We start from the raw sequence: 13,235 nt of genomic DNA, 5'->3' as shown, positions 1-13,235 counted from the left end.
CCGTCACGCGACGCGCGCGATGTTCTGCGGGCCCGGCCTGGCGGATCCCTCGGTAGACTGACGGGGAATATCGCGCTTTCACCGACGAGTTGCGCATGGTGAGCACGAACAAAGGACATAGAGCATGACTGCACTGCAGGACTGGCTCAGCTACAGCCCGGTCACCCCGGATTCGATCAAAACGGTGATCCGCGATGCCTGGCGGGGGCTGACCATGGACGAAACTGCCGACGACACCCGCCACATCGACGACGTCGATTTCCCCGCCGAGCCTCAGCTGATGGGCCGCGGGCTCGAGCGCTGCTGAGGCCCGGGCTCGAGGTCCGGCTCGTCGGCCCGCTCATCGCGGGCGCTGATCAACAATCCCAGTAGGGCTCCGACGACACACACCACAGCGGTGATCGTGAAGATCTCGCCGTACTGCAGCACATAGGCTTCCCGCGTCGCCTGGAGTTGGCGACGGCCCTGCTCGAGGAGCATTTGGCCGGGTGACACCCCGGTGGGCGCGGGGAGCGCGGCCAGGCGCTCCTGGAAGTACTGGTTGAAGCGGTAGAGCCCCCACGCCGACAGCGACGCGATGCCGATCAGCATGCCGACCATCCGCGCCACGACCACCGCGGCCGACGCGATGCCGTGCTGCGCCGCGGGCACCACCCGCAGGGTGGCCGAGGTCAGCGGGCCGATCACGAGCCCGAGGCCGATACCGGCGATCACGAGGTCGATGTCGAAGGTCGGCAGCTGCACGAACCCGAGGTCGTGGTGGGCGCTCAGCACGTCGACCGTCCACTTCGAGACCAGCCAGTACCCGGCCCCGGCGATGAGCAGCCCGACGAACGCGACGATCCGATCGCCCACCTTCGTGGCGATCCACCCGCCCACCAGCGCGCCGATGGGCAGTGCGCCGAGGAACCAGACCAGCAGGAAGACCGCCTCCTGCTGTTCTTTGCCCAGCACACCCTGGGCGAACAGCTCGATGTTGACCAGCGTGACCATGAGTGCGGCGCCCGCACACAGCGACGAGCCCAGACCCGCCAGGAAGGGCCTGAACCGCACTCCAGCGGGGTCGATCAGCCGGGTGGTGGCGAACCTCTCCCAGGCGAAGAACGCGGCTGCCACGACCGCTGCCGCGATCAGCACGGGGAGCCCATAGCTCGGCAACACCTGCTTGCCGTCCGGAGCCTGGTTGTAGAGCCCGATCACGGCGAGTCCGAGAGCGAGGGCGAGCAGCAACCCGCCCACGACATCGACCTTCTCCTTCACCCGATCCTTGTCCGCGGCCGGCAGGCTGAAATGGATCATCACCATCGCGACCGCGGCCAGCGGCACGTTCACCCAGAACACGGCCTGCCAGTGGCTGAACGCGGCCACCAGGGCCACGCCGTAGAGGGGGCCGAGCACGCTGCCCAGCTCCTGGGCCGCACCGACGCCGCCGAGAACCGCGGCGCGGTTGCGGCTGGCCCACAGATCTGCGGCCAGTGCCAACGTCACGGGCAGCAGAGCCCCGCTGGCGGCGCCCTGGATGGCGCGGCCGATCACCATCATCGTCAGATCAGTCGACAGCGCGGTGATGACCGAACCGACGGCGAAGCCAGCCAGACTCACCTGGAGCAGCAGCTTGCGGCCGAACCGGTCCGAGGCCCGGCCCAGAAGCGGCATCGCCGCGATGTAGCCCAGCAGATAGCCGGTGATGATCGGGGTGACGCGCTGTATCTGGTTGATGGCGATACCGACGTCGGCCATGATGTCGCGGATCACCGAGACGACGACGTAGGTGTCGAGCGCTCCCAGCAGGACCGCGAGGCCACCAGCGGCGATTGCGACACCGCGGCTTGCCGCAGGGGCAGGTGTGCTGTGCATCACACCGCCGGTTTGTCGACCGTCACCGGCTCACCCCACTTCGACAGCGTCATCGTCACGCTGTTCCCGGGGGTGGGTTCCAGGCGGGCCTGCATCAGCTCGTGATTGCCGTCCTCGGCGACCCACGCGGTGCCTGGCACGGGACCCTTGGCGGCGATCTGCGGCGCGATCTTGTTGACCGCATCGGCCCGCACATTGCCGGTGATGCGGACCGTCTTGACGCCTTCGATCGTCTCGCGGCCCTCGGACTTCGCGTCGGAGAAATTCGCCAGCACGTTGGCCAGACCGCTGTCGGGGCTCAGGATCGCGGCGACGTCGTAGATGTCGGCGGCAGGCCCGAAGTTCGAGAGGCTGCCACCAGCGGTGATCGCGGCGTACAGGTCGCCGTCGGACACCACGAACTGGACTCCCTCGAGCTTCTGGCCCAGGAACACGATGTCGGCAGTTCCCTTGGCGGCCACCGCCGGCTTCTGGGTCAGATCACCCTCGAGGGACTCCACCGGCAACTCCGCGATCTGCCCCTGCACAGCGAGCTTCAGATGCGCGCTGGTCTGGGCTTTCGTGGTGTCGGCGGACTCCCGCAGCAACGTGGTGGCGTCCGGCAGGTCGGTCCCGGAATCCTGGGACGACGAGCCGGAGCACCCCGCGATGAGGGTGACGACAGCGAAGAGGGCGGCGACGAGCGCCAAGAGGCGGGTCTGCATGCCTGCATCGTAGAGGGTGCGGCGGAGGGGGACCGTCCGCCGGTGGGCATAGGCTGGACAGGTGTTCACCGGAATCGTCGAAGAACTGGGTGAGATCGTCGGTCGGGAAAACCTCGGCGACGCCGCACGTTTGGTCATTCGTGGCCCGATCGTGACTTCAGATGCCGGACACGGGGATTCGATCGCCGTGAACGGGGTTTGTCTCACGGTGGTCGACGTGCTGGCCGACGGCTCCTTCTCTGCCGACGTGATGGCCGAGACGTTGAACAGATCGAGCCTCAGCGGCGCTGATGTCGGCACCCGGGTGAACCTCGAGCGCGCGGCAGCGGTTAACAGCCGGCTAGGCGGCCACATCGTGCAGGGCCACGTCGACGGCACCGGTCACATCGTGTCCCGCACGCCGTCGGAACACTGGACGGTGGTCCGCATCGGGCTGCCGGAGGCGCTGTCGCGCTACATCGTCGAGAAGGGCTCCGTCACCGTCGACGGGGTGTCGCTGACGGTGTCGGGGCTGGGCCCCGACTGGTTCGAGGTGTCGCTGATCCCCACCACGCTCGACCTGACGACGCTGGGGAAGGCCGAGGTGGGGGCCCCGGTCAACCTCGAGGTGGACGTCATCGCGAAGTACGTCGAACGGTTGATGGCCGCCAAAGAGGCCTCTGACAGCGACTGATCAGGCCCACTCGGCCGCTATACGCCGGGCCGTAGCGATCCGGTCCTGGCGCATGGCGGCCATCCGATCGGTGACGGTGTGCAGCACCGCCTCGGGTGCGGTGTCCGGTGAGCCCGCGGTGAACGGCGGTTCGGGCGCATACTGCATGGTCAGCTGCGTAGCCTGCGCCTCGTCGACGCCCCGCAGCTTGGCGGCCACGACGAGGGCGGCGTCGATGCCGGCAGTGACACCGGCCGCGAACACGAAGGTGTCGTTGGTCACCACTCGCTCGGCGCGTGGAATCGCCCCGAAGACCGGCAGCACGTCCATCGACGCCCAGTGCGTGGTCGCCCGGCGGCCGCGCAGCAGTCCCGCGGCGCCGAGCAGCAACGCACCGGTGCACACCGACAGCACGCATCGGGCACCGGTTGCCTGGTCGCGCAACCAGGCCATCAGCCGCTCGTCCGCCATCACGGCCTGCTGCCCAGGCCCGCCCGGCACGAGCAGCACGTCGAGCTGAGGTGCGTCCTCGATCACGGCGTCGGGCAGCAGCCGCAGGCCGCGGTAGTCACGAACCGGCTGACCGGTGAGCCCGTACGTGGTGAACGTCACATTCGTCAACGACGCGAGGACCTCGTACGGGCCTGTGAGGTCGATCTGGTCCATGTCGTCGAAGACAACAGCTCCGATGGTGAGTGCGTCGGTGGGGGCCATGACAGGGAGTATCGCGGGCTGGCTCAGGCGGGCAATAATGCGGTCTGCCGCGTGGTTCATACTGAACGGGACATACGTGGTTCTCGTGCGGGAACCGGCAAGGTGGTGAGGATGACGAGGCTGGATTCGGTCGAGCGGGCGGTGGCCGATATCGCCGCAGGCAAGGCCGTCGTCGTCATCGACGACGAAGACCGCGAGAACGAAGGCGATCTGATCTTCGCCGCCGAGAAGGCCACTCCTGAGCTGGTGGCCTTCATGGTGCGCTACACCTCCGGATACCTGTGTGTGCCCCTCGACGGGGAGATCTGCGACCGGCTGGGCCTGCTGCCGATGTACGCGGTCAACCAGGACAAGCACGGCACCGCCTACACCGTCACCGTCGACGCGAAACACGGTGTGGGTACCGGCATCTCGGCATCCGATCGGGCGACGACCATGCGCTTGCTCGCCGACCCGACCGCGGTGGCCGACGACTTCACCAAGCCCGGGCACGTCGTCCCGTTGCGCGCCAAGGATGGCGGGGTGCTTCGTCGCCCCGGCCACACCGAGGCCGCCGTCGACCTCGCCCGACTGGCCGGCCTGCAACCGGCCGGCACGATCTGCGAGATCGTCAGCCAGAAGGACGAGGGCGCGATGGCCCAGACCGACGAGCTGCGGATCTTCGCCGACGAACACGACCTCGCGCTGATCTCGATCGCCGACCTGATCGAGTGGCGCCGCAAGCACGAGAAGCACGTCCAGCGGGTCGCCGAGGCCCGCATCCCGACCCGGCACGGTGAGTTCCGGGCCGTCGGCTACACCAGCGTCTATGAAGAGGTCGAGCACGTCGCCCTGGTCAGGGGCGATATTGCCGGTCCTCACGAGGACGGACACGACGTTCTGGTCCGCGTGCACTCGGAGTGCCTGACCGGTGACGTGTTCGGTTCGCGACGTTGCGATTGCGGGCCACAGCTCGACGCCGCGCTGGCCATGGTGGCGCGAGAGGGCCGCGGCGTGGTGCTCTACATGCGTGGCCACGAGGGCCGCGGCATCGGGCTGATGCATAAGCTGCAGGCCTACCAGCTGCAGGACGCCGGCGACGACACCGTCGACGCCAACCTGAAGCTCGGTCTGCCTGCCGACGCCCGCGACTACGGCACCGGCGCGCAGATCCTCGTCGACCTCGGCGTGCGCTCGATGCGCCTGCTGACCAACAACCCTGCCAAGCGCGTCGGCCTCGACGGCTACGGCCTGCACATCATCGAGCGGGTGCCGCTTCCGGTGCGGGCCAACTCCGAGAACATCCGCTACCTGATGACCAAGCGGGACCGGATGGGCCATGACCTCGTCGGGCTCGAGGATTACGACGAGGTGCTCCCCGGCGACATCGGCGGCACGAAATGAGTCCTGCCGCAGGCGTGCCCGACATGCCGGAGCTGGACGCGTCGGGGTTGTCCCTGGCGATCGTCGCGAGCACCTGGCACGAGACCATCTGCGATGCGTTGCTCGAAGGCGCTCGCCGCACCGCCGCGGAGGCCGGTGTCACCGATCCGACCGTGACGCGGGTGCTCGGCGCGATCGAGATCCCCGTCGTCGCGCAGGCGTTGGCCAGAACCCATGACGCCGTCGTCGCGCTCGGCGTCGTGATCCGCGGGGAGACACCGCATTTCGACTACGTGTGCGATGCCGTCACTCAGGGTCTGACGCGGGTGTCGCTGGATGAGTCGACTCCGGTGGCCAACGGCGTGCTCACCACCAACACCGAACACCAGGCCCTCGACCGGGCCGGGTTGCCCGAATCGGCCGAGGACAAGGGCGCCCAGGCTGCCGCCGCCGCGCTGTCGACGGCGTTGACGCTGCGCCGGCTCGCTTCGCCGTCATGAGCGCCGATGATCGGGGCGTCCCGGAGTGGGATGTTGAGGTCAAGCCGCACCTGACCCCGAGATTCGCCTACGCCGCCGCTGTCGTGATCGTCGCGGCCCACGTGATCGTGGGGGTGCTCCTCAAGGTCGGGACCACCGGGGTGATCTTCCAGACTGCCGACCAGGTCGCGATCGCGGCGCTCGGGGTGGTGTTCGGGGCCCTGGTCTGCCTGTTCGCGCGGCCGCGACTGCGCGTCGGGGCCGCCGGTGTCGCGGTGCGAAACCTGTTGGGCTACCGCGTGTTCGACTGGAGCGTGGTGCGCGGTTTGTCATTCCATCCGGGTGCGCGCTGGGCTCGGCTGGACCTGCCCGACGACGAATACGTGGCGGTGATGGCGATCCAGGCGGTGGACAAAGCGCGTGCCGTAGACGCGATGGACCGCGTTCGCGCGGCGATGGAGCGCTACCAGGGAGCTGACGGGGTCAACCGGCGTCACCCATGACCGCGCCCTCCCGGCGCGGATCGGCTCCGCCCACCCACCCGGGCCCGGCGCGCACGATCGCCGAGAGCCCGCTGGACTGATCGGCGAGGTCGACCTGGTGGCCCAGCTTCCTCAGGCCCGTCACCAACGGATCGCCCCGGCCGTCGTCGGCGATGTCGATGACCGGGTGCTCGCCACCGACGTTGGTGGTGGGGGAATTCGCGGCCCCGAAGTCGACCATCGAGACGGCCTGCTGCGGGTCCAGGCCCCAATCCAGCATTCCGACAAGTGTTTTCACGACGAACTGGATGATGGTCGAACCGCCCGGTGAGCCGGCCACCGCGTACAGCGGACCCCGCTGCCCACTCGGGTCGGTGTCGAACACCAAAGTGGGAGCCATCGTGCTGCGTGGCCGTTTGCCCGGCTCCACCCGGTTGGCGATGGGTTCGCCGTCGGGACCGACCGGTTCGGCGGAGAAGTCGGTGAGCTGGTTGTTCAACACGAAACCATCGACCATGTGGAACGAGCCGAAGGCCGACTCGACGGTCGTCGTCAGCGAGGCGGCATTGCCCTGTGCGTCGACCGCACTGATGTGGCTGGTGCCGTGTTCGGGGACGGGCGGGACCGGTGCCGTCTGCAGCCCGAACTCGCCCGGCTTGGCCGTGCCCATCGTGCGGTCGGGGGAGACGAGCGCCGCCCGGCCGGCGAGGTAGTCGGCAGCCAGTAGCGTGTCCGGGGAACCCCCTGGCAACGCCACGAAGTCGGTGTCGGCGACGTAGCGGTCGCGGTCGGCGTAGGCGAGCCGCTCGGCCTCGGCGATCAGGTGCACGCCCTGCACGGTGGGGCGTCCGCCGTTGGCATCGAGATCGGTGGGCCGGTGCGCAGCCATGTCGAAATGCGAGAGGACGCCGAGCGTCTCGGCCACGGCGATACCGCCCGACGACGGCGGGGGCATGCCGCAGATCTGCTTGCCGCGGTACGGCGTACACAGCGGTTGGCGGATCTTGGTGCGGTACCCGGCCAGGTCGTCGGTCGTCATCAGGCTCGGGGTGCGCCCGCCCGTGGTGTCGGAGGCCGCGGCCACGATGTCCTCGGCGATGGGGCCGGTGTAGAGCGCTGCCGGATCGACCGCGACCGCGCCGAGTGTCTTCGCATACGCCGGATTGGTCAGCCGGCTCGTCACCGACCGCGGGGAGCCGTCGGGCTCGAGAAAATACTCGGCGGAGGCGGGGTCTGTCCGCAGCTTCGGAGCGGCGTCGGCGATGGCGGCCGCCAGCCGCGGACTGATTTCGAACCCGTCGTCGGCGAGCCGGACCGCGGGACCGAACAGGTCCCGCCACGCTGTGCGTCCGTGCTGGGCGTGCACGTCGGCCAGCATGCGCACGATGCCGGGCACCCCGATCGAGCGGCCCGAGGCACGCGCATCGGGTTTCGGCGCGGTCCTGTCGGTGTCGGAGACCCAGCGCAAATAGTTCTCGGTGGCTGCGGCCGGGGCGATCTCACGGCCGTCGTAGGCCTGTACCGATTTCGCGGACGCGTCGTAGTACAGCAGGAAGCCGCCGCCACCGATGCCCGAGGACTGGGGTTCGACGAGTCCGAGCACGGCCTGTGCGGTGACCAGCGCGTCGGCCGCGGTGCCGCCGTCGCGGAGGACCTCGCAGGCGGCCTGGGTGGCCAGAGGGTTGGCGGTGGCGACCGCGTAGTGGCCGGTGCGCACGGGAGTCATGTCGGTGCGGTAGCCGGTCGCGGTCTCCGGCGCCGTCTCGTCGCGGCTGCCCTTCTGCTTGCTCTGCGGGGTGCCGTTGGTCACGATGGCGCATGGGCCTGCGGGCGCGGCCGGCGTCGTGGTGTCGGTGCAACCGGCACAGACCAGCACGGCAGCCGTCAACACTCCCAGTGCCCGGGTCCAGGTCACGGTCCGCACCGCCACCTACTCGCTCTACCCCGTCGGGGCGTCGCAGTAACCTGGGTCCGTGCCGGATCCCGCGACATACCGACCTGCTCCCGGGTCGATCCCCGTGGAACCGGGGGTCTACCGGTTCCGCGATTCACATCGTCGGGTCATCTACGTCGGTAAAGCCAAGAGCTTGCGCAGCCGGCTCAACTCGTACTTCGCCGATCTGTCGGGGTTGGCGCCGCGCACGCGGCAGATGGTGACGACCGCGGCGAGCGTCGAGTGGACGGTGGTCACCACCGAAGTGGAGGCGCTGCAGCTCGAATACAACTGGATCAAGGAATTCGATCCGCGGTTCAACATCCGCTACCGCGACGACAAGTCCTATCCGGTGCTCGCCGTCACGCTCAACGAGGAGTATCCCCGGCTCAAGGTGTACCGCGGTCCGCGGCGCAAAGGTGTCCGGTACTTCGGGCCGTATTCCCATGCGTGGGCGATCCGGGAGACCCTCGACCTGCTCACGCGGGTGTTCCCGGCGCGCACGTGTTCGAACGGAGTGTTCAAGCGGCACAGTCAGATCGGCCGGCCCTGCCTGCTCGGCTACATCGACAAATGCTCCGCCCCGTGCGTCGGACGGGTCAGCGCCGACGAACACCGCCAGATCGTCGGTGACTTCTGCGACTTCCTCGCCGGCAAGACCGATCGGCTGATCCGCGAGATGGAACAGCAGATGAACGCCGCCGCCGAAGCGCTGGACTTCGAACGCGCCGCCCGGCTGCGCGACAACATCGGGGCGATGCGCCGGGCGATGGAGAAGCAGGCCGTCGTGTTCGGGGACGGCACCGACGCCGACGTGGTCGCGTTCGCCGACGACGAGCTCGAAGCCGCCGTGCAAGTGTTCCACGTGCGGGGCGGCCGGGTGCGCGGCCAACGCGGGTGGGTGATCGAAAAGTCGGGCGAGCCTGGGGAATCCACGCTCGAGTACCTGGTCGAGCAGTTCCTCACGCAGTTCTACGGCGACCAGGCCGCGCTCGGTGGCGCCGCCGACGAGGGCGGTGACGAGGCCACCAATCCGGTGCCCAAGGAGGTGCTGGTGCCGGTCCTGCCCGAGACCGCCCCTGAACTGGAGACGTGGCTGTGCCAGCTGCGCGGGTCACGCGTATCGCTGCGGGTCGCTCAGCGCGGTGACAAACGCGCGCTGGCCGAGACCGTGCAGCGCAACGCCGAGCAGGCGCTGAACCAGCACAAGCTCAAACGCGCCGGGGACTTCACCGCGAGAAGTGCTGCGCTGCAGAGTATTCAAGACGCTCTGGGGCTCGAGGATGCGCCGCTGCGCATCGAGTGCGTCGACATCAGTCATGTGCAGGGCACCGACGTGGTGGCCTCGCTGGTGGTCTTCGAGGACGGGCTGCCGCGCAAGTCCGACTACCGGCACTACGCGATTCGCGAGGCCGCCGGGGACGGGCGCTCCGACGACGTCGCCTCGATCGCCGAGGTCACGCGTCGGCGGTTCCACCGCCACCTGCGCGACACCCAGCAGCCCGGCGATCTCCTCGCAGAGGGGCGCTCCCGCCGTTTCGCCTACCCGCCCAACCTGTTCGTCGTCGACGGCGGCGCCCCCCAGGTCAACGCCGCCGCGGCCGTGCTCGAGGAGCTCGGCGTCACCGACGTGGCCGTGATCGGGCTGGCGAAGAGGCTGGAAGAGGTGTGGGTGCCGTCGGAGGCGGATCCGGTGATCATGCCTCGCAACAGCGACGGGCTGTATCTTCTGCAGCGGGTCCGCGACGAGGCGCACCGGTTCGCGATCAGCTACCACCGCAGCAAGCGGTCGAAGCGGATGACGGCCTCGGCGTTGGATTCGGTGAGGGGACTGGGGGAGCACCGGCGCAAGGCACTGGTGACGCACTTCGGTTCGCTGGCGCGGCTGCGTCAGGCGTCGGTGGAGGAGATCACGACCGTGCCCGGCATCGGCGTCGCCACCGCGACTGCCGTGCTGGAGGCGCTGGGGGTGACGGCGGGCGAGCAGCAGGACACCGAACGCGACACCGAACGCGCCGCCGAACACGCCGCCGAACACGACACCGAAGATCACGCCGAACCTGACACTGAGCACGACGCGGGAACAGACACTGAACATGACACCGAACACGAGGCGGGGGCGCCGGGTATCGACCATGATCGAAGCACGGTGACGGGATGACAGAAGCGGGCATGCACAGCGAATCGGCGGGAATCGACGTGGTCCTGGTGACCGGCCTGTCGGGCGCCGGTCGCGGCACCGCGGCCAAGGTCCTCGAGGACCTGGGTTGGTATGTGGCCGACAACCTGCCGCCGGAGTTGATCGCGCGGATGGTCGACCTCGGGCTGGCCGCGGGTTCGCGGATCACGCAGCTCGCCGTGGTGATGGATGTGCGATCGCGCGGCTTCACCGGTGACCTGGCCGGGGTGCGCAGCGAGTTGGCGGCGCGGAACATCACCCCCCGAGTGGTGTTCCTGGAAGCGTCCGACGACATGCTGGTGCGCCGCTACGAGCAGAATCGTCGCAGCCACCCCCTGCAGGGCAATCAGACCCTGGCCGAGGGGATCGCGGCCGAGCGCGCGCTGCTCGCCCCGGTGCGGGCAGCCGCCGATCTCGTCATCGACACGTCGTCGCTGTCGGTGCACGGCCTGCGGGAGAGCATCGAGCGCGCGTTCGCCGCCGAAACCGTCGCCAACACCAACGTCACCGTCGAATCGTTCGGGTACAAGTACGGGCTGCCCATGGACGCCGACACCGTGATGGACGTGCGATTCCTGCCCAACCCCCACTGGATCGACGAGCTGCGCCCGCACACCGGTCAGCACCCCGAGGTTCGTGACTACGTCCTCGGCCAACCCGGTGCCGTGGACTTCATCGACTCCTACCATCACCTGTTGGACGTCGTCATCGACGGATACCGGCGGGAGGGGAAGCGCTACATGACCGTGGCCATCGGCTGCACCGGGGGGAAACACCGCAGCGTCGCGATGGCGGAGGCCCTGGCCGACCGGCTCCAGGACGCGGCGCTGACGGTGCGCGTCCTGCACCGGGACTTGGGGCGCGAATGAGTGTGCGCATCGTCGCCCTGGGCGGTGGGCACGGGCTGTATGCGACCCTCTCTGCGGCGCGGCGTCTGACCCCTCATGTCACCGCGATCGTGACGGTGGCCGACGACGGCGGATCGTCGGGCCGGTTGCGCAGCGAACTGGACATCGTGCCGCCGGGTGACCTCCGAATGGCGTTGGCGGCGTTGGCATCTGACAGTCCGCACGGTCGGCTGTGGGCCACCATCATCCAGCACCGCTTCGGGGGCAGCGGGGCGCTGGCCGGGCATCCCATCGGCAATCTGATGCTCGCCGGCCTCAACGAGGTGCTCGCCGATCCGGTGGCCGCACTCGACGAACTGGGACGCATCCTGGGCGTGAAAGGCCGGGTGCTGCCGATGTGCCCGATGGGTCTGAGCATCGAGGCAGACGTCGTCGGCCTGGAGTCCGACCCGCGGGTCAGCCGCGCGATCCGCGGGCAGGTCGCGATCGCGACGACGGTCGGGAAGGTGCGCCGTGTGCGGCTCCTGCCGGGCGATCCGCCGGCCACCCGTCAGGCCGTCGACGCGATCCTGGATGCCGACCTCGTGGTACTCGGGCCGGGATCGTGGTTCACCAGCGTGATCCCGCACGTCCTCGTGCCCCAGCTGGTGGCCGCTCTGCAGAGCACCACCGCGCGGCGCGCCCTGGTGCTCAACCTCGTCGCCGAGCCCGGCGAGACGTCCGGCTTCTCCGTCGAGCGGCACATCCACGTGCTGGCGCAGCATGCGCCGACCTTCACGGTCAACGACATCATCGTCGATTCGTCGCGGGTGCCCAGCGAGCTCGAGCGCGACCAGTTGCGCCGCACCGCGACCATGCTCGAGGCCCGCGTCGAGTTCGCTGACGTGTGCCGACCTGGTACACCTTTACATGACCCGGCGAGGTTGGCGGCGGCGCTGGAGGGCGTGTTGCAACGGGGCGCACCAGGAGGCACCGCAGCCACCGGCACACCGCAGACGGTGCCCACGCCGACAGTGAACCGACCGAGAGGTGACGACCCGTGGCGATGACAGCCGAGGTCAAAGACGAGCTCAGCAGGCTCGTGGTGAATTCGGTCAGCGCTCGACGCGCCGAGGTGGCCGCGCTGTTGCGGTTCGCCGGCGGCCTGCACATCGTGTCGGGGCGCGTCGTCGTGGAGGCCGAGGTGGATCTCGGCATCATCGCGCGCCGACTGCGCAAGGACATCTACGACCTGTACGGCTACCACGCCGTGGTGCACGTGCTCTCGGCCAGCGGTATCCGCAAGAGCACCCGCTACGTGGTGCGCGTCGCCAAGGACGGTGAGGCGCTGGCGCGCCAGACCGGGTTGCTGGATCTGCGTGGCCGTCCGGTGCGCGGCCTGCCAGCGCAGGTGGTCGGCGGAAGCGTGGCCGACGCCGAAGCCGCTTGGCGCGGAGCGTTTCTCGCTCACGGCTCGCTGACCGAACCGGGTCGGTCCTCGGCCCTGGAGGTGAGCTGCCCCGGCCCCGAAGCGGCTCTGGCGCTCGTCGGTGCGGCCCGCAGGCTGGGCGTGAGCGCCAAGGCGCGCGAGGTGCGGGGCAGCGACCGGGTGGTGGTCCGTGACGGCGAAGCCATCGGAGCGTTGCTGACCCGGATGGGCGCCCAGGACACGCGACTGACGTGGGAGGAGCGCCGCATGCGCCGCGAGGTGCGCGCGACGGCCAACCGGCTCGCCAACTTCGACGACGCGAACCTGCGCCGGTCCGCACGCGCCGCGGTGGCCGCGGCCGCGCGGGTCGAGCGCGCGCTGGAGATCCTGGGCGACAGCGTGCCCGACCACCTGGCCGCGGCCGGCAGCCTGCGCGTCGCGCACCGGCAGGCGTCGTTGGAGGAGCTCGGCCGCCTCGCCGACCCGCCGATGACCAAAGATGCTGTGGCCGGGCGTATTCGGCGGCTGCTGTCGATGGCAGACCGCAAAGCGAAGATCGACGGCATCCCGGACACCGAATCGGCCGTCACGCCGGATCTGCTCGAAGACGCCTGAAT

Annotated in this window: 13 protein-coding genes; 9 read left to right on the top strand and 4 right to left on the bottom strand. The window is 69.2% G+C overall.

The features are described 5' to 3' along the window. Positions 1–124: 124 nt before the first annotated feature. Complete coding sequence (locus ACZY1G_RS25740) at positions 125–307, top strand: hypothetical protein (protein WP_463823968.1); 183 nt, start codon at positions 125–127, stop codon at positions 305–307. Here ACZY1G_RS25740 and ACZY1G_RS25735 read toward each other — a convergent pair. After that, positions 274–1,857, bottom strand: a complete 1,584-nt coding sequence (locus ACZY1G_RS25735) for an MFS transporter (protein WP_463823966.1) — start codon at positions 1,855–1,857, stop codon at positions 274–276. The two genes, ACZY1G_RS25740 and ACZY1G_RS25735, sit on opposite strands and share 34 nt — an antisense overlap. Then, positions 1,857–2,561, bottom strand: coding sequence for an LppX_LprAFG lipoprotein (locus tag ACZY1G_RS25730; RefSeq protein ID WP_463817808.1), 705 nt, complete (start codon positions 2,559–2,561; stop codon positions 1,857–1,859). The genes ACZY1G_RS25735 and ACZY1G_RS25730 overlap by 1 nt, the downstream gene beginning before the upstream one ends. A gap of 61 nt (positions 2,562–2,622) precedes the next feature. On the opposite strand from ACZY1G_RS25730, the gene ACZY1G_RS25725 reads away from it, so the two are divergent. After that, complete coding sequence (locus ACZY1G_RS25725) at positions 2,623–3,234, top strand: riboflavin synthase (protein ID WP_463817809.1); 612 nt, start codon at positions 2,623–2,625, stop codon at positions 3,232–3,234. Here ACZY1G_RS25725 and ACZY1G_RS25720 read toward each other — a convergent pair whose 3' ends face one another. Next, complete coding sequence (locus ACZY1G_RS25720) at positions 3,235–3,927, bottom strand: DJ-1/PfpI family protein (protein WP_463823965.1); 693 nt, start codon at positions 3,925–3,927, stop codon at positions 3,235–3,237. A 111-nt stretch (positions 3,928–4,038) separates the two neighbouring features. Between ACZY1G_RS25720 and ACZY1G_RS25715 the strand changes: the two genes are divergently transcribed. The 3 genes from ACZY1G_RS25715 to ACZY1G_RS25705 are packed head-to-tail and all read left to right on the top strand — an operon-like array spanning position 4,039 to position 6,271. Beyond that, on the top strand, positions 4,039–5,310 hold the full coding sequence (locus ACZY1G_RS25715; protein WP_463817811.1) for a bifunctional 3,4-dihydroxy-2-butanone-4-phosphate synthase/GTP cyclohydrolase II: 1,272 nt from the start codon (positions 4,039–4,041) through the stop codon (positions 5,308–5,310). Continuing rightward, a complete protein-coding gene (gene ribH / locus ACZY1G_RS25710; RefSeq protein ID WP_463823964.1) occupies positions 5,307–5,789 on the top strand; it encodes a 6,7-dimethyl-8-ribityllumazine synthase in 483 nt (160 codons plus the stop codon). The genes ACZY1G_RS25715 and ribH overlap by 4 nt, the downstream gene beginning before the upstream one ends. Continuing rightward, positions 5,786–6,271, top strand: a complete 486-nt coding sequence (locus tag ACZY1G_RS25705) for a PH domain-containing protein (RefSeq protein WP_463817813.1) — start codon at positions 5,786–5,788, stop codon at positions 6,269–6,271. Before ribH ends, ACZY1G_RS25705 begins: the two co-directional genes overlap by 4 nt. Here the strand turns inward: ACZY1G_RS25705 and ACZY1G_RS25700 are convergent. Then, on the bottom strand, positions 6,252–8,165 hold the full coding sequence (locus ACZY1G_RS25700) for a gamma-glutamyltransferase family protein (RefSeq protein WP_463823963.1): 1,914 nt from the start codon (positions 8,163–8,165) through the stop codon (positions 6,252–6,254). The genes ACZY1G_RS25705 and ACZY1G_RS25700 overlap by 20 nt on opposite strands. A gap of 58 nt (positions 8,166–8,223) precedes the next feature. Between ACZY1G_RS25700 and uvrC the strand changes: the two genes are divergently transcribed. The 4 genes from uvrC to whiA are packed head-to-tail and all read left to right on the top strand — an operon-like array spanning position 8,224 to position 13,233. After that, the gene (gene uvrC, locus ACZY1G_RS25695) at positions 8,224–10,344 is read left to right on the top strand and encodes an excinuclease ABC subunit UvrC (RefSeq protein ID WP_463817815.1); all 2,121 of its coding nucleotides are present in this window, start codon (positions 8,224–8,226) and stop codon (positions 10,342–10,344) included. Next, the gene (gene rapZ, locus ACZY1G_RS25690) at positions 10,341–11,231 is read left to right on the top strand and encodes an RNase adapter RapZ (RefSeq protein ID WP_463817816.1); all 891 of its coding nucleotides are present in this window, start codon (positions 10,341–10,343) and stop codon (positions 11,229–11,231) included. Before uvrC ends, rapZ begins: the two co-directional genes overlap by 4 nt. Next, a complete protein-coding gene (gene yvcK, locus ACZY1G_RS25685) occupies positions 11,228–12,259 on the top strand; it encodes a uridine diphosphate-N-acetylglucosamine-binding protein YvcK (protein ID WP_463817817.1) in 1,032 nt (343 codons plus the stop codon). Before rapZ ends, yvcK begins: the two co-directional genes overlap by 4 nt. Next, on the top strand, positions 12,256–13,233 hold the full coding sequence (whiA, locus tag ACZY1G_RS25680) for a DNA-binding protein WhiA (RefSeq protein ID WP_463818040.1): 978 nt from the start codon (positions 12,256–12,258) through the stop codon (positions 13,231–13,233). Before yvcK ends, whiA begins: the two co-directional genes overlap by 4 nt. The last annotated feature ends 2 nt before the right edge of the window (positions 13,234–13,235 follow it).

The organism is Mycobacterium sp. IDUB_5, from assembly GCF_055419565.1.
This window is presented reverse-complemented; position numbering and strand designations above follow the sequence as displayed.